Consider the following 20,049-nt stretch of genomic DNA (forward strand, 5'->3'; position numbering starts at 1 on the left):
AGTCACCCCCGGCACACTCACGCCTGTTCCTACAGCCCTCCCTGCGCCCCGATGCTCTCCACCCTGCCCCTGCTGCTGGCCCTGGCCAACGCTCCTACCGCCGCCGCGCCCGTCCAGGACCCGGCGCAGCAGGTCGCGCGCCGTGCCGTGCAGCAGGGCCGCTACGTGCCATTGGAAAGCGTGGTGCGCGATGCACTCAAGCGCTTTCCGGGGCAGCTGCTGGAAGTGGAGCTGGACGATGGTGTCTACGAAGTGGAGATCCTGCGCGGCGACGGCGTGGTGGTGGAGCTGGACTATGATGCGCGCAGCGGAAAGCTGCTGAAGACGGAGCTCGACGACTGATGCGCATCCTGTTGGCCGAAGACGATGCCGCACTGGCACAGCGCCTGGTGCCCCTGCTGGAGCAGGCCGGCTACGTGGTGCATGTGGTTGCCGATGGCCGCCAGGCCGAGGAGATCGGCCAGATCGAGGACCTGCAGGCGGCCATCGTTGACCTCGGCCTGCCCGGCCTGGACGGACTGAGCGTGATCGAGCGCTGGCGCGGCAATGGCCGCAGCTTTCCGGTGCTGGTGCTGACCGCGCGCGGGCGCTGGCACGACAAGCTGGCCGGCTTCGATGCCGGTGCCGACGACTACCTGACCAAACCGTTCCAGGCCGACGAACTGGTGCTGCGCATGCGCGCCCTGATCCGCCGCAGCCATGGCCATGCCAGCCCGCGACTGCACTGCGGGCCGCTGCAGCTGGACGTCAACGCCGGCCGCTTCGAACTGGACGGACAGCCGCTGGCGCTGAGCCCGCAGGAGTTCCGCCTGCTCAGTTACTTCATCCACCACAGCGGCCAGGTGATCGGCCGTGATCGTCTGGGTGAGCAGGTGTTCGAAGGCGGCCACGACCCGGACTCCAACGCGCTGGACATGCTGCTGGGTCGGGTCCGCCGCAAGCTCGGCATCGATCTGATCCAGACCGTGCGCGGCCAGGGCTGGCGGCTGGCCGCGCCGTGAGCCGGCAATCCTCGCTGCGGCGGCGCCTGCTGCTGGCTGGCGGCGTCGGCCTGCTGCTGGTTTCGCTGCTGGCCAGCGCACTACTGGGCGAACTGTTCAAGCGCAGCGCGCGTGATCGGCTGGACCACGAACTGCAGCAGGACATGCTGACCCTGCTGGCGCAGGCCGAAGTGAACCCGGAAGGACAGCTGCGCCTGCGCCAGCAACCGAATGACGCGCGCTTCCAGCGGGTGTTCTCCGGTTCCTACTGGCAGATCGCCGGTGCCGATGGCCGCGTGCTGCTGCAGTCACGCTCGTTGTGGGATGAAACGCTTCCCACCACCGTCACTGGCCCGGCCACGCGCAACCTGGCCGGGCCGCTGCAGCAATCCTTGCGCGCACGTGTGCAGCAGGTGCGCCTGCCACGTGCCAGTGAACCGTTCGTGGCCGTGGTCGCCACCGACCGCAGCGCGCTGGATGCCGATGTTGCCGCGTTTCGGCAGCGCACCGCCATCGCGTTGGGTGTGCTGGTCGCAGCGTGGCTGGCGGTGCTGGCCAGCCAGGTGCACTTCGGCCTGCGTCCGCTGCACCGCCTCGGTGCACAGCTGGAACGGGTGCGGCGCGGCGACGCGCAACGCATCGACACGCAGGGACTGGGGGCAGAGGTCGCACCACTGGGCGAAGAACTCAACGCGCTGCTGGAGCACCAGCAACGCATGGTCGCGCGCGCGCGCACCAGTGCACAGGACCTGGCGCATGCATTGAAAACCCCATTGAGCGTGCTGGCCACCGAGGCTGACGGCGACGGCGCGGACTGGCGGACCACCGTGCGCGAGCAGAGCGCACGCATGCAGGCCAGTGTTGACCGTTACCTGGCGGCAGGGTTGGCCGCAGACCATCGCCAGCGCAGCGACGTTGCGACTGTCGCGCAGGCGCTATGCCGGTTGATGGCACGCGTGCATGGCGAACGTGGCATCACGTTCACGGCGGCAGGCATCGATCCGGCGCTGCAGTTCGCCGGCGCCAGTGCGGATCTGGAAGAGATGCTGGGCAACCTGCTGGACAACGCCGGGCGCTGGGCGCGACAGCAGGTGGACATCACCGCAGACATCAGCGACGGACAGCTACGCATCGAAGTACGCGACGACGGCCCGGGCTTGGCCGCGGAGTCACTGTCACAGGTCACCCAGCGCGGTGTGCGGCTGGATGAGCGCGAGGGCAGCAGCGGGCTGGGCCTGGCAATCGTGGGCGATATCGCCGCCAGTTATGGCGGGCGCGTGGCGCTGGAGAATGTACAGCCGGGGTTGCGTGCGACGTTGTGGTTGCCCGTGGCGTGACGCACCGCTGCGCTCGCCGGGCGCCGCCCGGCGCTACCGGTTCACCCGCACCCGGTAGGTGTCGACCTTGGTCGACACGCATCAAGCATCAACGGTGGTGCATCCACCAGCAATCAATCGCGTCCAGCACGATGTGGATGATCAAACCGATGCCGAACAACCTGGTCTTCTTCGGCACGCACAGCCCCGCGTAGGCGGCGATGGCCGGTGCAGTGTGCAGCGGGTGGAAACCGATGCTGCAGCGGTTCGGTGCGTAGATCGGATCGGCCAGCAGATGGTCCAGATCGATGATCCAGCCCAGCAGCATCAGCAACCATGCCGAGGCGAAACGCTTGCGCCAGAACAGCCATGCCAGCAGGGCTGGCACGGCGGCATGCAGGAACAGGTGGAAGATCGCGCGGGCGCTCATGGTGACCGGTAGCGCCGGGCCATGCCCGGCGTTCCCGTAATCATCAGACCAGCGGTTCGTCGGACAGGTAGGTGTAACCGGTCAGGCCGGCTTCCAGTGCCTCCGACAGCTCCTGCGCGCGTTCCGGCGACAGCTTCGCCTCGGCCACGCGCTGCGCATAGGTCGCACGCAGTTCGTCCAGGCGGTAGCCCACGTAATCCAGCATCACGTCGGTGGTGTCGCCGCGGCGCTGCTGGGTGATGGCGTAGCCATCGGCGTCGGCCAGCACTTCCACCGCGTCGGTATCGCCGAACAGGTTGTGGATGTCGCCCAGGATTTCCTGGTAGGCGCCGACCATGAAGAAGCCGATGCGGTAGCTCTCACCCGGCTTCATCTTGTGCAGCGGCAGCGAGCTGTCCAGGCTCTCGTTCTCGACATAGGTTTCCACCATGCCGTCCGAGTCGCAGGTCATGTCGGCGATGATGCCGCGGCGGTCCGGGGTTTCGTCCAGGCGCTCGATCGGCACGATCGGGAACACCTGGTCGATCGCCCACACGTCCGGGATCGATTCGAACACGCTGAAGTTGACGAAGTACTTGTCGACCAGGCGCTCGTTCAGTTCGTCCAGCACCGGGCGATGGCTCTTCTCGTCATAGCTCAGGCGCGCACGCACGCCGTGGGCAATGGCGTAGAACAGATCGTCGATGCGCGCACGCTGCGGCAGGTCGATCTGGCCCAGCGCGTAGCTGGCCAGGCCTTCGGCATGGAAATGCTGCGCTTCCTGGAACAGCTCCACCGCCGGGCGCACGTCCAGTTCGTCGTGGATCTCGCGCAGGTGGCGGATCGCCGCCGGCTCGTCATCGTGCTGGTCCGGCACGCGGCCTTCCTGCGCCTCTTCCACTTCCGACACGTTGGCGATCAGCACAGCGTGGTGCGCGGTCATCGCGCGGCCGCACTCGGTCACGATGCGCGGCGGGGTCAGGCCGAACTCTTCGCAGGCATTGGCCAGCGGCTGCACGATGTTGCTGGCGTAGGAATGCAGGCCGTAGTTGATCGAGCAGAAGCTGCGCGAGCGGGTGCCTTCATAGTCCACGCCCAGGCCACCACCCACGTCGACGTGGGTGATCTTCGCGCCCAGGCGCGACAGCTCCACGAAGTAGCGGGTGGCTTCGCGCATGCCGTTGGCGATGTCGCGCACGTTGGAGATCTGCGAGCCCATATGGAAGTGCAGCAGGTTCAGGCAGTCGGCGTACTCGGTGTCACGCAGCGACTTCCACAGGTCCAGCAGCTGGCGCGGCGACAGGCCGAACTTGGCCTTGTCGCCACCGCTGTTCTGCCACTTGCCGGCGCCCAGCGAGGCCAGGCGCATGCGCACGCCCAGGCCCGGCTTCACGTCCAGCGCCTTGGACTCTTCCAGCACCAGCTTCAGCTCGGACGGCTTCTCGATGACGATGAAGGTCTGCAGGCCCAGCTTGCGGCCGATCAGGGCCAGTCGGATGTACTCGCGGTCCTTGTAACCGTTGCAGACGATCAGGCCACCCGGACGCGACAGCGCCAGCACGGCCATCAGCTCGGGCTTGCTGCCCGCTTCCAGGCCGAAGCCCTCGCCGTGGTGGCTGGCCAGGGTGCCGGCCACGCCACGGGTCTGGTTGACTTTGATCGGGTACACGGCGGTGTAGCCGCCGCTGTACTCCCAGTCCTGCTGGGCCTGGCCGAAGGCCGCCTGCAGCTTGCCCAGGCGCTGGCCGAGGATGTCCGGGAAGCGCACCAGCAGCGGCAGCTTGGCGCCCGCCGCGCGCGCAGCATCGACCACCTTGGGCAGCGACACCACCGGGCCGTCCGCCCCGGTCGGTCTCACCACCATGTGCCCGGCCTGATCCACGTCGAAGTAACCGTCCGCCCAATGCGGGATCGAGTAGGTCTTGCGGGCTTGGTCGAGGGACCAATCGGTCATTTCAGTCGGCCTTGTTGGCAATAAAAGGGGGGGCATGATAACGCCTATATGCCCACAGGTTCGTTATCATGCGCGCCCGCGCCCGTGACAGGTTTCAACCTGAACGGGCCGATCCGTCCGGATGTGGCATCTGTGCCACGCGGCCCCGCCCGCCAGCCCGGCTCCACCCCTCCGAACAGGACTGTTTTCCAATGACTGACAGCAACAACTGGTACATCGAACACTTCGAGCGCACCGGCTCGGCCATCGGCTACCGCATCACCGGCAAGCTGGACGAGGTGCAGTCGCCGTTCCAGAAGATCGAGATCTTCCAGACCACCGACTGGGGCAACCTGATGACCATCGACGGGGCCATCATGCTGACCAGCAAGGACAACTTCTTCTACCACGAGATGATCAGCCACCCGGTGCTGTTCACCCACGCCGCGCCCAAGCGCGTGGTGATCATCGGTGGCGGCGACTGCGGCACCCTGCGCGAAGTGCTCAAGCACACCGGCGTGGAGAGCGTGACCCAGTGCGATATCGACGAGCAGGTCACCGTGATGGCGCGCAAGCACTTCCCGGAACTGTGCGACTCCAACGACGACGCCCGCGCCGAGCTGCTGTTCGACGACGGCGTGGCCTACATGGCCAACTGCCCGGCCGGCAGCGTGGACGTGGTGATCGTGGACTCGACCGACCCGGTCGGCCCCGGCGAAGGCCTGTTCAACAAGGCCTTCTACGAGAGCTGCTTCAAGGCCCTGAAGGACGACGGCATCCTGGTGCAGCAGTCCGAGTCGCCGCTGATGCAGCTCGAGCTGATCAACGAAATGCGCACCGAGATGGGCAAGGCCGGCTTCGGTTCGTTCAAGACCCTGCCGTTCCCGCAGCCGTGCTACCCCACCGGCTGGTGGAGCGTGACCATGGCGCGCAAGGGCGACAGCAGCTTCGACTTCCGCCAGGCCGACTCGGCCGCCAAGACCTTCAACACCCTGTACTACACCGCCGCGCTGCACACCGGCGTGCTGGTGACCCCGCCGTTCGTGCAAGCGGCACTGAAGGGTTGATCCAAACAAAAACCCGCGCTGGCGACAGCGCGGGTTTTTGCTTTCTGTAGAGCCGAGCCATGCTCGGCTGCTCTTCGGACAGGTTGCGATAAATCAAGCCGAGCATAGGCTCGGCTCTACAGTCACAGCGCCCAGATACCTGCAATCACCGCCACCACCAGGCCCCACTTGATCACCTGGTAGGCCACCACACTGCGCTCGCGCAGTGCCTTGGCCTTCAGGCGCACCTTGTAGACGCTGCCGAACGCCTTGTTGACGCCACCGGTCGGGTCACCCGGCAGGTTCGGCGAGGCACCGCCGGCCAGCAGCGTGGCCGCCACCGCACGATTGAACAGGCTCGGCAGGCCGAAGCGCAGCGGGCGGGCGATGTCGCAGAACAGGATCACGCGGTCATCGGGCGTCTCGTTGTGCGCGTGGTGGATGTAGGTCTCGTCGAACATCATCCACTCGCCATCGCGCCAGCTCTTCTTGATGCCGTCCACTTCGATGTAGCAGCCGTCGTTGTTCGGCGTGGCCAGGCCCAGGTGCAGGCGCAGCGAACCGGCGAACGGATCGCGGTGCGGACGCAGTTCGCTGCCCGACGGCAGCTGCGCGAACATCGCCGCGCGCACGTCCGGCAGCGACTCCAGCAACGCCGTGGTCTTCGGGCACATCGCCTTCGCCGACGGGTGCGACGGGCCATACCACTTCAGGTAGAAGCGCTTCCAGCCACGGCGGAAGAACGAATTGAAGCCGGCATCGTTGAACGTGCTGGAGGCCGCGATCTTCTGTGCATCGCGCAGCGCCAGCGCCTCGTCGCGGATCATCTGCCAGTTCTGGCGCAGCGGCTCCAGCTGCGGGAACTCCTTGGCCGGGTCCAGGAACGGCGTAGTCGGCACCTTCGAGAACATGTACATGACCACGTTGATCGGGGCCATGAAACTGGAGTGGTCCAGCAGCTGGCGCGACCAGCGCGCGCGAACCTTGCCACGGAAGTGGATGTACAGCACGCAGGCGACGAACAGCGCTGCAATGACGATTTTGATGATCAAAACACTTTCCTCCAGCCGCAGCCGGAACGGGAAACAGGGCGATGCACGGCCAAGCGGCCAGCACCGGTGGGGACCGCGGCAGGGAACGGGGACGTGCCAGGAAGGGGCGGCCGCCGATGTCGCGAATTAACAGCTTATGGTCGGCAGGCCGTGCGTCGGGGTCAAGCCGGACGTGCGTGACGTTCAGCGGGCCGCGGATGAACGAAGCGACGCGACGCCCAACCTATTGATTTTTAAAGAACCAAAGACGAAGTGAGACGGAATTGTCCGATCGGGTGCGACGAACTGTTCCAGCCACGACCCCGACATTTCTCCGACAAATCGTGGAATAGCGAACTGGCGAGTACTAAAATTAACGAAAACTTAGTAACTCCCTGTAACACCGGTTCGCTTGACGCTTTGCGCCACCCACCGGGTCGACCGAGACCCCGACATGCATCTCCCTGCCCTGCCCCCCTCCTCCTGCGGCGAAGACGCCGCCACCCCGCTGCTGCTCAAGCGCGGCGAACGCTTCCTGGCCCCCGACGTCTATCGCACCTGCCTGGACGGGCGCGAGGCGGTCATCAAGGACTACTCCCGCTACCGCGGCACCCCCGTTTCACTGATCGCGCGGCTGATGGTGCGCCGTGAGGCCCGCATGCTGCAGCGCCTGGGCGGCTGGAAGCATGCCCCCGCGCTGCTTGGCACCCTGGGTGGCCTGGCACTGGGCATGGAGTTCATTCCCGGCCAGACCCTGAGCACCGCGCAGGCCGTGGGAAATGAAGTGTTCGAGCAGCTGCAGCACGCGCTCAGCCGTTTGCATGCCGCCGGCATCACCCACAACGACCTGCATGGCACCAACGTGGTGGTCAGCGGCGGCGTGCCGGTGCTGCTGGACTTCACCTCCGCCTGGCGCGCCCCGCGCTGGCTGCGCCGCAACCCGCTCAGCCGGCAGATGCGCCGCAGCGACATGAAGAACCTGCTGAAGATCCGCCAGCGCATGACCGGCCAGGCCCCGAGTGCCGCGCAGGCCGCACTGGTGGCCGACCCCGGCTGGGTCGCTGCCGTGCGCCAGGGCTGGAAGCGGTTCTACAAGTGGGCCAAGCGCCGGTAGGGGGCGAGCTCGCTCGACCGCTTTACCGCTCTTTGTAGAGCCGGGCCCGTGCTCGGCTGCTGTTCCTGCATCGCGCGAAATGCAGCCGAGCATCGGCTCGGCTCTACAACATCCCGCCGAACGGGTTACAACGCGTCCGCGTCCAGCTCACCGGTACGAATACGCACCACACTGCCCAGGTCGTACACGAACACCTTGCCGTCACCAATCTTGCCGGTGCCGGCGGCCTTCACGATGGCCTCAACCACGGCCTCCACCTGGTCATCGGTCACCGCCACTTCCAGCTTCACCTTCGGCAGGAAATCGACCACATACTCCGCGCCGCGGTACAGCTCGGTATGGCCCTTCTGGCGACCAAAGCCCTTCACTTCCGTCACCGTGATGCCGGTAACCCCACGCTCGGCCAGTGCTTCGCGCACGTCGTCGAGCTTGAACGGCTTGATCACCGCCATGACCATCTTCATCGTCTATCTCCTGTCTTCCGGCGTGGAGGATAGCGCCTGAACGCGCCCGGTGCGAAACAGCCCACGCCTGTGCGGGCGACCGGCCCAGCAGTATCCTTGTGGCCTGCACGGCCCGCCCGCACCACGGAGTACCCCCATGATCGACCTGAACCAACTGGATGACCTTGCCCGTCGCTTGAGCGACCTGGTGCCGCCGGGCCTGCGCGAATCGCGCGAGGAACTGCAGGCTACCTTCAAGAGCGCGTTGCAGGCGGGTCTGGCCAAGCTGGACCTGGTCACCCGCGAGGAGTTCGAAGTGCAGCGCGCCGTGCTGCTGAAGACCCGCGAAAAGCTGGATGCGCTGGAAACCGCCGTGCGCGAGCTGGAAGGGCGCGGCGCCGCAGAATGAAAAAAGGAGGCGCACTGCGCCTCCCGTTTACAGATTATTTCCCGGATAGGGCCTTGCAGCAAGGACCACCGGGCGCCCTAGACTCGCCGGCCTGTCGATCCGGCAGCACAGAGAGGGGCAGCAGCGATGGCGCAGGACACCGAATGGACACCCGTTTCGCATGACACCTGCGACCAGGTCGCCGGGCCGTTCTATCACGGCACCCGCGCCGATCTGGCGGTGGGCGAGCTGCTGAGTGCGGGCTTCCGCTCCAACTATCGCGACAGCGTGGTGATGAACCACATCTACTTCACCACGATTGCCAAGGGCGCTGGGCTGGCTGCGGAGATGGCCCGCGGTGAGGGGCGGCCGCGCGTGTATGTGGTGGAGCCGACCGGGCCGTTTGAGGACGATCCGAATGTGACCAACAAGAAGTTTCCCGGGAACCCGACGCGGTCGTATCGGAGTACGCAGCCGTTGCGGATTGTGGGGGAGATTGTGGAGTGGGAGCTGTATGACGCGGAGTTCGTCCGGCAGTTGAAGGCGTTTGTTGCTTCGGGGAGTGGGGAGATCATCAATTGAGGGAAGGAGAGACACGTGCTTTGGCCGACGGAGGATCAACGCAGCAGGTCGTCGAACGATGTCCGCTCCCGGCCAAGAGCGGACTCTCGCAGTACCTTGAACAGACCCAACCACGAATTTGCCTGGCCTGGAACGAAGTATCGGGCCGGCACTACTTGAACATCTTCAACAGATCCTTGTCTTCATGCCGCTGCTCCCACGTGGAGAGAAAACAGAAGCTCACACCACTTCGCATGACAGCCTTCTGGAACCCGGCCAGTTCTTCCTTCGTGACCGGGTACTCAATCGGATCAAAATGCAGGAGCCCCCACGGCTTGACGAGAGAGAACCCAGGCAGGAGTTCCGAGAAGATCGCCTTGAGCAGGGGCCGGATACTCGAAAAGTCCTTGATCGGGCCCGCGCGATTGCCAAGGGCATGACACTGACGACGGATGGTCCTGTCTCCACCCACCACGCGCGCAATGAAGTGGTCCTGGTGCACTCGAACGTAGATCAGCTGACGGCGAAAAATCCTCATCCCCTTCTCAGCCCCACACACTCAATGGTCGTCCATGTGCCTGCACGCCCGCCCATCAATACGTCGGCTCCGCCTTCAGCACGCTTGAACCCCTTCGCAGCAGATACAGCGCAACCAGGAATGGCCACAGCGAGTTGATCGACGAGAACAGGCGCTGTGTCAGCCCCCTGAACCCTTCCGGGTCCGCTCCCACCACGTTCAACCAGAGATAGACGATGCTCGCGATGCTCACCATAGCGGTCGCGGCGTACGCCCTTCGGTTGGCAGACCACGCACTCAGTTCGATGTGCGACATCGCCGGTGCAATGATGTTTGCGATGCCGATGGTATAGAAGCCGTGCATCGGATGGCCCATGGGCCAGAGACCGTTGGTCAGCATGGAGATGCCAAAGATCATCCAGCAGATCGCGCCCACGGCAATGCGGCGGCCGGACTCTCGCCACACCCCGATGGAGAACGCCACGAAGCCCATACCGGAGCCGATGGCGGCGATTCTGCCGCAGATGCTTGCAAGCGTTGGCGCGTGCAGCAGTTCGCTGGCGTGCTGTGCAAGCGGGTTGTAGCCCGGCGCGAACAGGGCGGCAACGCTGGTCCAGAACAGAAACCACGGAAGCGGGACCAGACCCGCAGACAGAAGAAGTCGATTGCGGCGTAACACGTACAGTGATCCTTGTTTTGGCCTGCGCCAGTGGGTGGAATCCATTCGAACGCTGCAGAACCTTGCTGCTGCGAGCAGGACGGCCTTGATTGACTACAGCGGTAGTCAGGTTGCGCGCGGCACTCGGTTAGGTTCAATAGGCAGGAAGTCATTTAAACCATCCAGCCGGTGTCGCAGCGGTTCGGTTGCATGAGCGATCACGCATGCTCGATGGGCGAGTGCTGTCGCATTTGCCGCCCCTTACATCTCTGACGGAAGTTTCTGACGACTCCGTTCCAGAAGTGCCGCTGCGCCTAGCACACCAAGGCTCTCGCCCCTTTCCACGCTATGCGACAATGCCAAAAGCGTCTCGGGTTTTGGCGGCATTGCCCCCTCCCCCTTGGCATTCCCAACTACGTCAGGCAACTCTGGTATCGCCACCGAAAACGGGTGGCCGGGCCTCGAAAACCCGAGCTATTAGGATGTTGTTTGCACTTGCCAGCCGGCATCACCTTGCGTGGTGTCGGCTGGCATTCCGTCTGCCAGCTATGGCGGGCGGGGCGTGGGGGCCTTGTGCCCGCCGGTTTCTTCCTAATAGCCCGGTTTTCGAGCCACGCTCTGCCCGCCACCTTTATCGGTGGCGGCGTCCGCCTGCATGCACGGAGCCCGCCATGACCACACCGCACTCCCCGCCCCCGCGCCCGATCCAGGAAGCGCCGTCACCCGCGCCCGCGCTGGACCCCAACAGCCTCATCGCCATCCTGCACGCCATCGGTGCGGGCGCTGCGGCCGACGGCCAGCCCTGGCCCGAGCGACATCACCTGCGCAGCCGGCAGATGCAGTTGTCCGACGCCGACTGCGCGCTCACCGGCCAGCGCATCGTGCAGAAGATCCTGCTGGCGGCCGAGCGCACGCGCCAGAACGGTGAGCCCGAACAGTACGTCGGCGACCGGGTGATGGAGGGGCTGGTGATGGCCGATCTGGCGCTGACCGCCTTCATCCACGAGCGGATGCGACCCAAGGACTGAGCGCGTTTATGGCGCGAACCCTTCTGCCTGTGTGCGGGGTGACGAATGAAGAAGCACGGCCTGGCCGCTGCGACGGTGTGCATCGCGGTGATCGGCGCAGTATGGGCAGCATGGCCCGAGCCCGCGGGCGATCAGGTGTGGGCCTACCAGAAGCTGCAACCGGCCGATTACCGGTTGCTGCACAGTGATGCACTCGGCTTCGTGAGCGCGAAGGCCCACGAAGGCTTTGAACTGCATACACGCTATGCCAGAGCAACGTCCTTCGAGATCCGGTGCAAGGGCGTTGTGGTGATGGACGTGGAGAACGCGCCCTCGCGCGTGCTGATCCGCATGCCCGCCGATGCCCGCTGGCGGGCACCGGATATCGAGCGTCTGCGCATCAGCTTCGAGCGCTGGCTGGATCTGCACCAGAGCCAAGGGCGATTGCTGGTGGAAAGCGCTGGGCCTTCGTGGGTTGAGACGCGGTTTGGGCGCTTCAATGGGCTGGTGCTGGATGAGCAGCGGTGTCTGTTTGGGGTGCTGGGCCGCCATTGACCGCCCCCCCCCCTAACCGGTCCATTCGCAACAAATGTCTGGAGGAAGCGGCGCCTCCTGGGACTTACCCGCGCCAAAGGCGATGGTCCTGCCATCCAGTCGCAGCCCCGATGCTTCTCGTTCGGACTTCGGTCGTCAGGCCAGCCGAGAGGTGGGTATCGACACGTTCACGCCAATCCCTGAAATCAGCGGTCGTCGCTTCCAGAAGTCTGCGAAGCAGGAGCAACAGAAAGAAGCAACGATTCGGTGCGTATGGCGCCTCGCGCTCAGACCATCCTGCCGACCGTGGACGAACTGCCGAAACACCGAGCTCCTTGTTCCATAACCTACTGTGGTGTGCAACGACGTTTCGCGCCACGCTGGTGACATGCAGCCAGTTTGCGAAGACCGGCGCGGCCAGCAGCATCTCACCCGCAACAGCCTTCTGTTCTCTGGAGTGCAGCGCTTTGTAGAAGCGAGAAAGCGAGCCGAGCGACATGACTTCTGTCGCCATCCAGATCGGTACTCTGGGGAATGCGGGTGAGGCGTACTTGTCCTTGTAGTGCCGAATAAACGCCTCCCTGGAGCGCGTCACTTCGCTTTCGACGCCGCCGAGCCAATCCGCATACTCCTGCCCGGTGAATGCCAGATTGCGCGGCTCCAAGTGGCCGAAGGCGCCATAGGCATGGGCAAAGTGGTACGTGAGCACGGTCCGCGTTGCGACCTCGATATGGCCAACGGCCTCCATTACCAGGTCTCGAAGGGCCCTATCGAATTCATAGAGACTGACCGCTTCTTCGAATGTCGCTTGAGCTCGGAAGCTGTCGCTACCGGGCACACGCTGTGTGCAGAGATAGCCCATGAGGCGGTAGTAGCCAACACGCTGCAGATAGCGTTTGGCATTGGCGGCGTCGCCGATGGCCAGCCCGCGCTGCTGGAGGAGATCCAACTGCTCCTGAATCGACAGGGGTGGTTTGCGGTAGTGAGTCATCCTGACTCCAATCAGCAGGCAAAAAAAACCCGCCAATTTGAGCATGTCGCGAACTAGCGCGTCAGAGGCTTGGCGGGTGTGTTGGGTGAATTTTAGCGCCCCTTTTGCTCACCTTCAAGTAAATGTGTGTAGTTCCGGTGAAATGTAAATGCCTGTACGAAAAGCACTTCATAGGGAATTTTCTTGGATTTCCGCAGTCTCGCGGGCGCAGATCCAGTGAGGTGAAAGGCCGGCCCGGGCGAGCGGCAACGGCCTATTCCCCGGCGTTGTTCCACGTCATACCGGTTGAGTTCCGACACTCGATCGCGAACACCGGCCGCTACGAAGCGCGCAGGCGCACTCCAACGGTCTGCAGGAATCCCCCTAGCCGCTTCACCGGCAATTCCCGATAGTCCCTGCAGAGCACCTGCCGCACCATCAAGCGTCTTTCTGCAGGAATCCACACATGAGCCTGGCGCTGGTCCACAGCCGTGCCCGCGCCGGGGTCGATGCCCCGCTGGTGCGGGTGGAAGTGCACCTCTCTGGCGGCCTGCCTGTCACCCAGATCGTTGGCCTCGCCGAGACCAGCGTCCGCGAATCACGCGAGCGCGTGCGCGCCGCCCTGCTCTGCGCGCGCTTCGACTTTCCGCAGCGACGCATCACTCTGAATCTCGCGCCCGCCGACCTGCCCAAGGAAGGTGGACGTTACGACCTGGCCATCGCCCTGGGCATTCTGGCAGCCAGTGGCCAGGTCGATCCACAGTCGCTGCTGCAGTACGAGTTCCTGGGCGAGCTGGGCCTGACCGGCGAACTGCGGCCGGTGGCCGGTGCACTACCGGCTGCGATCGCGGCCGCTGAAGCCGGGCGCATCCTGGTGGTGCCGCCAGGGAATGCCGCAGAGGCTGCGTTGGCCGAGCACGCGGATGTGCGTGTGGCGCGCACGCTGCTGGAATGCTGCGCCGGGTTGGGCAACCCGCGCCTGTTGCCGCCCGTGGAGCGCGTGGACACGACGCCGTTGCCGCTGCCGGATCTGGCTGACGTGCGCGGGCAGGCGCATGCACGGCGCGCGTTGGAAGTGGCCGCTGCCGGTGGGCACCATCTGTTGTTGATCGGTAGTCCTGGCTGCGGCAAGACACTGTTGGCCTCGCGCCTGCCCAGCCTGTTGCCGGATACCGAAGAGACTGAGGCGCTGCAGCTTGCCGCGATTGCGTCGGTGAGTGGCGAAGGGCTGGACCCAAGACGTTGGCGGCAGCGGCCCTTTAGAGCGCCCCATCACAGCGCGAGCGCGGCGGCGCTGGTGGGTGGGGGCAACCCGCCCTGCCCCGGTGAAATATCACTGGCCCACCATGGAGTCCTCTTCCTTGATGAGCTCCCAGAATGGAACCGCAGCGCGCTGGAAACCCTGCGCGAGCCACTGGAATCCGGCCACATCCGCATCGCCCGCGCGGCGCGCAGCGTGCAGTACCCCGCGCGGTTCCAACTGGTGGCTGCGATGAATCCCTGCCCGTGCGGCTGGGCCGGTGACCGCAGCAACCGTTGCCTGTGCAGCGACGAGCGCATCAACCGCTATCGTGCGCGAGTGTCCGGCCCGCTGCTGGACCGCATCGATCTGCATATCGGCGTAACGCGAATGGACGCGGTGGAGCTGCGGGAGAGCACGCCGCTGGGTGAGCCCAGTGCTGCGGTACGTGCACGGGTGGAAGCCGCCCATGCCCGGCAGCAGGCACGTGGCGGGCTCAATGCACATCTGCCGCCGGCGGCGCTGCGGGCGTGCACGAAGCTGAGCGAGGCCGATCAGGATCTACTTGAGCAGGCGATTGAACGTCTGCAGCTTTCCGCACGGGCGATGCACCGGATTCTGCGCGTGGCGCGCACGATTGCGGATCTGGCGGGTTGCGAGGTGATCCGGACGGCGCATCTGGCTGAGGCGATTGGCTATCGGCAGCTGGATCGGGGAAAGCCGGGAGTATGACGAAAGATCACATCAGGATGAAGGAGGCGCGCCGCGTCTCGTCAAACTGCAGGCTATTCACTGAAAGGGCGCCAATGTCGGGCAGTAGCCCAAGAGTGTGACGCTCCCATACCTCCGAAGGCCCCGTGATATCAGTATCCACGGCATGAATGCGATACACCGGCGCGTAGTCATCCCGTTCGTCCTCGAACGGACAGTCAAGCACCCAGCGCTTTGATGCGCTATCGGTTACCAGCATCATTCGCGGCAGGTCATGGAATCCGCGATACGCCAGGATGCGGTACTGCCCAGGAAGAAGAACCATCGGAACTCTCGGCAAATTCGCGGTTCAGCGGCCGCGTCCGAACAGTACACCCCGCTTCGCCAGCGACGCCACCCGACGGCTGACCAGCGCGTGCAGCTCCGCCAGTTCCGACGCCCGGCCAGCCGTCATGTTCCCGCCAAACAGCACCCGTGACAACGCCGCCTCGTCGCTGTCGTCCGGGTGCTGCCACCGGTCCCGGTACACCTTCTGGCACACCAGCCAGGCCTGCCGCAGCCCCCCACCGGGCAACGGACGGACCACGCGCTCGTAGACGTGCCAGAACTGGTACTCGGCCTGCAGGTCGATCACAGGCGTCACGGACGGCGCCTGCCGGGGCCGTCCCGGGCTTTGGATGTCGAACAACGGTGATCGCGGGTTGTACTGAGCCATGCCGACAGGATGACCCAGCAACATTGTGGGAACCTTGCGTCGCCGCCAGAAAATCCCTGTTGATTGCGCAAGGCGTGCCTCTGGCAGGGGTCAGCTATCCACGCATGGCGTGGATCTACTCAGAAGGTCATCGAGGTACTGAACATCAGCTGCCGTGGCGCGCTGCGCTGCAGGGTCTGGTAGTCCCCCGAGAACGACGAGCCGGCGATGGTGGCGGTGCCGATATTGTGGCGGTTGAACAGGTTGCTCACGTCCAGCCGCAGCTCCAGGCCGGGCACTGCGCTGTCTGCACCGAAGCGGTAGGCGGCATAGGTGTTGACCTGCCAGAAGGTCGGCACGCGGATGTCATTCTCGTAGGTGAAAGGCTGGCGCAGGTACGAGGTGCTGGTTGCACCAAAGCGCCAGTCACCGAAGTGCGCGGACAGGTCGCTGACCAGCGAAATCTGCGGGTAGCCCGGCTGGGCATTGCCCTTGATCGGGTACACGGTGTCGCCCACGACGAAATCACTGTCGTAGTACGAACGGGCCACGGCCATGCCCTGGTAGAACTGCAGGTGGTCGGTCAGGTCGGCGGTGATGCCAAGGTCTGCGCCGATCACATGCATCTTCGGCATCAGCCGAACCGTGTTGATCTGCGCGAACTGGGTACCGATGGCTGCTGATAGCAGGCGGTTGCGGATGTCGTTGTAGAACACGTCGCCGGTGATCGTCAGCCGGTCGAAGCGGTGTGATGCGCCCACGGTGAGGTTCCAGTTCTTCTCCGGGCGCAGCGTGCCGGCCACGCGGTCGAACTCTTCCTGGTCGGTGATGGTCCATGCCGAGGCGGTGTAGCCGATGTTGCCGCGCTGGGCCACACGGTAGCCGTTCATGGTGTTGGCCAGGTCAATGAAGGCATCGGTGGATTCGGTCGGGCTCCAGAACAGCGAGACGTGCGGCAGGAAGTTGCTCTTCGCGCGCAGCGTGCCGTTCACCGGCCGGTCCTTGGCATCACCCAGGCCACCACCGCGGGTGCGGAAGTCCACGGCCTTGAGGCCGACACCCAGCTTCAGCGTGTCGTTCAGCACGATGTCGTCCTGCAGGTAGAACTGGCGCGAGCGGGTCACCCAGCTCGATGCGTTGTCGGTCTTGAACGCGGGGCCGTACACGTCGAACGGGCCGGTGGCATTCAGCGGCGGGCCCTCGCCCAGCAGTGGCTGCTGGTACCACTCGGTCTTGGCCGCGGCCTTGCTCTTCTCCTGCCAGAAGCCGGCAGTGAAGGTGTGCGCGCCGGTCTCGAGCTGCAGGTTGACCATGCCGCCCAGGCGGTTGAGGCGCGGCGTCTGTACCTGTTCGGAGAACGGTGCGCCGTTGGGCGACGGTACGGTCGGGTCGGTCAGCGTGGCCTGGGTGTGGCTGTTGGCGTTGTACAGCTGCACGTTGCCACTCAGCGCCGGGGTGATCTGGAAGCGATGGTTGATCGATGACACGCGGTCGCGGGTGGTCTGGCCGGTGTCGTACGGAATCAGTTCGGACAGCTCACCGCAGGTGTAGGCGCCGCAGGATTTGTCCGCGTTTTCCGGCGAAGCCACGTACCAGGCCCACGCATAATCCGGATAGAAGATGTCGGCCTTCCAGCCCAGCTTGCGGATCATGTCGAAGGAGATGTTGTTGTAACCCCAGACCTTGGCCTTGCTGTCGGACAGGAACACGGTGAAGTCACCCCAGGCGACGTCCTGCTGCAGCTTCAGGTCGCCGCGCAGGAAGTCCTGCGTGCCCTCGCCCTGGTACTTGTCGGCCGATACACGCTGCAGGTCGACCAGCACTTTCGGGCCATGCTCACCGAGCTGACCGCTCTGCCCGGACACGGTGGTGACCAGCGTGCTGTTGCTGCCCACGCCCTGCTTCACGCGCAGGCTGGGCGTGTCCTGCAACTCGCGCAGGCGGTATTCCAGGCTGCCGCCATTGACGCTGCTGGAGAACACGCTGACCGGCGCGCCGCCAGGGCTGACCGTGATCGCGCCGATACCATCGGGCACGCCCACATTCACCACGCTGGTGCCGGTGAGCGAGAGGAAGCCGTTGTCGTTCAGCGGCACGCCTTCGAAGGTGATGCCCATTTCATTCATGCGGAAGCCGCGCACGAACAGGCTGGTGGCCGAGATATCCAGACCCAGCCCGTCGGTGGCGGTATAGCTGGCGCCGGGCACCTGCTTCAGCATGGCCAGGCCGTTGTTGCCGGTGACCATCGCGTCGAGGTCTTCTGCCTTGATGATGTAGCGGTTGGGGCCGACCACCTGGGTCGGTGCAACGGCGGCGCCGCGCGGTGTGGCGATCACCTGCAGGGCATTGAGCGTGGTGGGCGCGTCGTGCGCGGCATCGTGCGTTTCTGCGGCGTACGCAGGTGCGGTGATGGCCGCGATGATGGCCAGGGCGAGGCGCGTCGTGGGTGGGGTGTTCATGGACAGATCCAGGTGCAGGGAGAGAGCGGCGCAGGCGCACGCCCAGCGCGTTGCAGCACCGGTGTCGGCGCCCTGGCTGGCGATGCGATTGCGTTGAGGGAGCGACGACGCAGTGCGCGCCGGTCAGTGGCAGAGGAAGACGATCCTCTGCCTCAGAATTCGATGGCGTGATTTCGACGTGCGAAATTCTTGCATCGCGCTGCCGCATTCGCCATTGCGCGGTGGTACAGCGCGAATGGCGATAGGGATGGGTGGGTTATACGTGGGTATAGCCCCGGCGTGGTCGGGGCCGACCTTGGCCGGCGCTTGCCGTCTGCGTGTGCCAACCAAGGTTGGCACCTACCGGGGCGGATGAGGTTGGCAGCTACCTGGACAGCTGACCGCGCGGTTACTGCAGGACGAAGCGCTCGATCGCCCGCGCCACGCCGTCATCGGCATTGCTGGTGGTTTCAAACCGCGCAACCGCCTTCACTGCATCAATGGCGTTACCCATCGCCACGCTGGTACCGGCGTACTGCAGCATGGTCAGGTCGTTCTCCTGGTCGCCGATGGCCATCACGTGGGCACGGTCGATGCCCAGGTGCTCGGCCAGCTTCTGCAGGCTCGGGCCCTTGCCGGCGCGGCGGTCGAACACTTCCAGGAAGAACGGTGCGCTCTTCAGCACCGCGAAGCGCTCGGTCAGCTCGCTGGGCAGGCGCGCGATGGCGGCATCCAGCACGTCGGGCGCGTCGATCATCATCAGCTTGATGAAGGACATCGACGGGTCCATGTCTTCCACGCGGCGGTAGGACAGCGGCATCCGCGAAAGATGCGAGTCGGCCACGGTGTAGTAGCTGATGTCCTGGTTGGGCGTGTACATGCGCTGGCTGTCCAGCGCCTGGAAGTGCACGCCCACTTCGCGGGCCACCTGCTCGCAGAACAGGAAATCACCGAAGCTGAGCGGATACTCGACCACGGTTTCGCGCGTGCCGATGCGCTGCACCAGGCCGCCATTGCAGGCGATGCAGTAGTCGTCGTCGCCGGTGATGCCCAGCTCGTGCAGGAACGGTGCCAGGCCCGGAACCGGGCGCCCACTGGTCAGCACGATGTGCACCCCCAGCGCGCGCGCCTGCGCGATGGCCTGCTTGGCCCGGGCGGTGAGCGTGTGGCTAGGGTCCAGCAGGGTGCCATCCATGTCGATGGCGACCAGTTCGATGGTCGATTGCCTGCGGCCCATGTCCATTGCGTTCAACTCGTGCGGGGCACGCCAGTTTACCCCCTCATGCCCGGTTCACCTCTTTGCCCACGTTGGCCGGGATACTGCGGGAGCCTGTGCGTCCCCCACCGCAGGACGGCCCGCTGACCGCCCTTCCCTGGAGAACCTTGCGACGCATGACCTACCGTGCCCCCGAAACCAACGACAGTGCGCCTCTGGCCCAGCAGATCGAGCAGATGATCGACGAGCTGCCCGGCGAGCAGGTCAGCGTCGGCACCCTGCTCAGTGCGCTGGGCGATGAAGGCCTGCTGCTGATCGTGATCCTGCTCTCGGCCATCTTCATCATTCCGGTGTCGATTCCGGGGCTGAGCACCGTGTTCGGCGCCTCGATCCTGCTGATCGGCCTGAGCCGGGTGCGCAACCGCCCGCTGTGGGTGCCGCAGAAGCTGGCGCGCCGCGAGATCGCCACCGACAAGCTGAAGGCCAACCTGGGCCGTGCGCTGAAGTGGGTGCACCGCATGGAGCGGCTGTCGCGGCCGATGCGGCTGGCGGTGATGGTGCGCTCGAAGAAGATGATGCGCCTGAACAACCTGATGCTGGTGTTCGCGACCCTGCTGCTGATGGCGCCCGCCGGACCGATTCCTTTCAGCAACACGCTGCCGGCGCTGGCGCTGATGGCCTTTGCAATCGGCTTCATCCAGCGCGATGGCGCGGCGGTGGCGGCCGGTTACGGCTTCGTGGTGGCCACGGTGGTGTATTTCGGCGTGCTGCTGGGCGGCGTCGGGTTTGCTGCCGAGTCGGTGTTCAGCGGGTTCCGCAGCAGTACTGCGGAACTGTAGAGCC

General features: G+C 65.1%; 22 protein-coding genes. 11 read left to right on the forward strand and 11 right to left on the reverse strand.

The genetic code is table 11. From position 1 onward, the window contains the following. Nucleotides 1-51 precede the first annotated feature (51 nt). Genes GOC52_RS19120 through GOC52_RS19130 form a run of 3 tightly spaced genes read left to right on the forward strand, consistent with a single transcriptional unit; the run spans nt 52 to nt 2,317 of the window. On the forward strand, nt 52-342 hold the full coding sequence (locus GOC52_RS19120; RefSeq protein ID WP_010482069.1) for a PepSY domain-containing protein: 291 nt from the start codon (nt 52-54) through the stop codon (nt 340-342). Then, nucleotides 342-1,001 (forward strand): response regulator transcription factor, encoded by a 660-nt coding sequence (locus GOC52_RS19125; RefSeq protein ID WP_019661545.1) that lies wholly within the window; start codon nt 342-344, stop codon nt 999-1,001. The genes GOC52_RS19120 and GOC52_RS19125 overlap by 1 nt, the downstream gene beginning before the upstream one ends. Beyond that, nucleotides 998-2,317, forward strand: a complete 1,320-nt coding sequence (locus tag GOC52_RS19130) for a sensor histidine kinase (RefSeq protein ID WP_191850152.1) — start codon at nt 998-1,000, stop codon at nt 2,315-2,317. Before GOC52_RS19125 ends, GOC52_RS19130 begins: the two co-directional genes overlap by 4 nt. Nucleotides 2,318-2,405: 88 nt before the next feature. Here GOC52_RS19130 and GOC52_RS19135 read toward each other — a convergent pair whose 3' ends face one another. Together GOC52_RS19135 and speA are read right to left on the reverse strand one after the other, a co-directional pair. After that, nucleotides 2,406-2,726 (reverse strand): DUF6122 family protein, encoded by a 321-nt coding sequence (locus tag GOC52_RS19135; RefSeq protein WP_191850154.1) that lies wholly within the window; start codon nt 2,724-2,726, stop codon nt 2,406-2,408. A gap of 43 nt (nt 2,727-2,769) precedes the next feature. Next, nucleotides 2,770-4,659 carry an arginine decarboxylase gene (gene speA, locus GOC52_RS19140; RefSeq protein WP_191850156.1) on the reverse strand — a complete coding sequence of 630 codons (1,890 nt, stop codon included), beginning with the start codon at nt 4,657-4,659 and terminating at the stop codon, nt 2,770-2,772. Between the two features lie 191 nt (nt 4,660-4,850). Between speA and speE the strand changes: the two genes are divergently transcribed. Beyond that, the gene (gene speE, locus GOC52_RS19145; protein WP_010482074.1) at nt 4,851-5,705 is read left to right on the forward strand and encodes a polyamine aminopropyltransferase; all 855 of its coding nucleotides are present in this window, start codon (nt 4,851-4,853) and stop codon (nt 5,703-5,705) included. A 122-nt stretch (nt 5,706-5,827) separates the two neighbouring features. Here speE and GOC52_RS19150 read toward each other — a convergent pair whose 3' ends face one another. After that, complete coding sequence (locus tag GOC52_RS19150; protein WP_049435834.1) at nt 5,828-6,733, reverse strand: aspartyl/asparaginyl beta-hydroxylase domain-containing protein; 906 nt, start codon at nt 6,731-6,733, stop codon at nt 5,828-5,830. A gap of 436 nt (nt 6,734-7,169) precedes the next feature. Between GOC52_RS19150 and GOC52_RS19155 the strand changes: the two genes are divergently transcribed. After that, complete coding sequence (locus GOC52_RS19155; protein WP_043401280.1) at nt 7,170-7,829, forward strand: RIO1 family regulatory kinase/ATPase domain-containing protein; 660 nt, start codon at nt 7,170-7,172, stop codon at nt 7,827-7,829. 125 nt (nt 7,830-7,954) lie between these two features. Here GOC52_RS19155 and GOC52_RS19160 read toward each other — a convergent pair whose 3' ends face one another. Continuing rightward, complete coding sequence (locus tag GOC52_RS19160; RefSeq protein ID WP_005411374.1) at nt 7,955-8,293, reverse strand: P-II family nitrogen regulator; 339 nt, start codon at nt 8,291-8,293, stop codon at nt 7,955-7,957. 136 nt (nt 8,294-8,429) lie between these two features. Between GOC52_RS19160 and ubiK the strand changes: the two genes are divergently transcribed. Both ubiK and arr read left to right on the forward strand, forming a co-directional pair. Beyond that, a complete protein-coding gene (ubiK, locus tag GOC52_RS19165) occupies nt 8,430-8,681 on the forward strand; it encodes a ubiquinone biosynthesis accessory factor UbiK (RefSeq protein WP_019661550.1) in 252 nt (83 codons plus the stop codon). Nucleotides 8,682-8,807: 126 nt separating this feature from the next. Next, nucleotides 8,808-9,242 carry an NAD(+)--rifampin ADP-ribosyltransferase gene (gene arr, locus GOC52_RS19170; RefSeq protein ID WP_043401276.1) on the forward strand — a complete coding sequence of 145 codons (435 nt, stop codon included), beginning with the start codon at nt 8,808-8,810 and terminating at the stop codon, nt 9,240-9,242. 151 nt (nt 9,243-9,393) lie between these two features. Here arr and GOC52_RS19175 read toward each other — a convergent pair whose 3' ends face one another. Both GOC52_RS19175 and GOC52_RS19180 read right to left on the reverse strand, forming a co-directional pair. Beyond that, on the reverse strand, nt 9,394-9,759 hold the full coding sequence (locus tag GOC52_RS19175) for a hypothetical protein (RefSeq protein ID WP_191850158.1): 366 nt from the start codon (nt 9,757-9,759) through the stop codon (nt 9,394-9,396). Between the two features lie 55 nt (nt 9,760-9,814). After that, entirely contained in the window at nt 9,815-10,417 is a 603-nt protein-coding gene (locus GOC52_RS19180; RefSeq protein WP_191851483.1) for a DUF998 domain-containing protein, read from the reverse strand. Between the two features lie 650 nt (nt 10,418-11,067). Between GOC52_RS19180 and GOC52_RS19185 the strand changes: the two genes are divergently transcribed. Further along, nucleotides 11,068-11,424, forward strand: a complete 357-nt coding sequence (locus GOC52_RS19185; protein WP_191850160.1) for a hypothetical protein — start codon at nt 11,068-11,070, stop codon at nt 11,422-11,424. Nucleotides 11,425-11,469: 45 nt separating this feature from the next. Beyond that, nucleotides 11,470-11,958, forward strand: a complete 489-nt coding sequence (locus GOC52_RS19190) for a hypothetical protein (RefSeq protein WP_053443632.1) — start codon at nt 11,470-11,472, stop codon at nt 11,956-11,958. A 64-nt stretch (nt 11,959-12,022) separates the two neighbouring features. Here the strand turns inward: GOC52_RS19190 and GOC52_RS19195 are convergent, their stop codons facing one another. Further along, nucleotides 12,023-12,973 carry an Abi family protein gene (locus tag GOC52_RS19195; protein WP_238794412.1) on the reverse strand — a complete coding sequence of 317 codons (951 nt, stop codon included), beginning with the start codon at nt 12,971-12,973 and terminating at the stop codon, nt 12,023-12,025. Nucleotides 12,974-13,373: 400 nt separating this feature from the next. Between GOC52_RS19195 and GOC52_RS19200 the strand changes: the two genes are divergently transcribed. Beyond that, on the forward strand, nt 13,374-14,879 hold the full coding sequence (locus GOC52_RS19200; RefSeq protein ID WP_191850162.1) for a YifB family Mg chelatase-like AAA ATPase: 1,506 nt from the start codon (nt 13,374-13,376) through the stop codon (nt 14,877-14,879). A gap of 7 nt (nt 14,880-14,886) precedes the next feature. Here GOC52_RS19200 and GOC52_RS19205 read toward each other — a convergent pair whose 3' ends face one another. The 4 genes from GOC52_RS19205 to yidA form a co-directional block, all read right to left on the reverse strand. Continuing rightward, entirely contained in the window at nt 14,887-15,183 is a 297-nt protein-coding gene (locus tag GOC52_RS19205) for a hypothetical protein (protein ID WP_191850164.1), read from the reverse strand. Between the two features lie 24 nt (nt 15,184-15,207). Beyond that, nucleotides 15,208-15,597, reverse strand: coding sequence for a hypothetical protein (locus tag GOC52_RS19210; RefSeq protein WP_043401253.1), 390 nt, complete (start codon nt 15,595-15,597; stop codon nt 15,208-15,210). Between the two features lie 95 nt (nt 15,598-15,692). Beyond that, a complete protein-coding gene (locus tag GOC52_RS19215; RefSeq protein WP_191850166.1) occupies nt 15,693-18,011 on the reverse strand; it encodes a TonB-dependent receptor in 2,319 nt (772 codons plus the stop codon). 388 nt (nt 18,012-18,399) lie between these two features. Beyond that, on the reverse strand, nt 18,400-19,233 hold the full coding sequence (gene yidA, locus GOC52_RS19220) for a sugar-phosphatase (protein ID WP_191850168.1): 834 nt from the start codon (nt 19,231-19,233) through the stop codon (nt 18,400-18,402). Nucleotides 19,234-19,382: 149 nt separating this feature from the next. Between yidA and GOC52_RS19225 the strand changes: the two genes are divergently transcribed. After that, nucleotides 19,383-20,045, forward strand: a complete 663-nt coding sequence (locus GOC52_RS19225) for an exopolysaccharide biosynthesis protein (RefSeq protein WP_126560868.1) — start codon at nt 19,383-19,385, stop codon at nt 20,043-20,045. Nucleotides 20,046-20,049: the final 4 nt, after the last annotated feature.

This window comes from Stenotrophomonas sp. SXG-1 (assembly GCF_014083965.1).
In the GTDB taxonomy this organism is placed as follows: Bacteria; Pseudomonadota; Gammaproteobacteria; order Xanthomonadales; family Xanthomonadaceae; genus Stenotrophomonas; species Stenotrophomonas geniculata.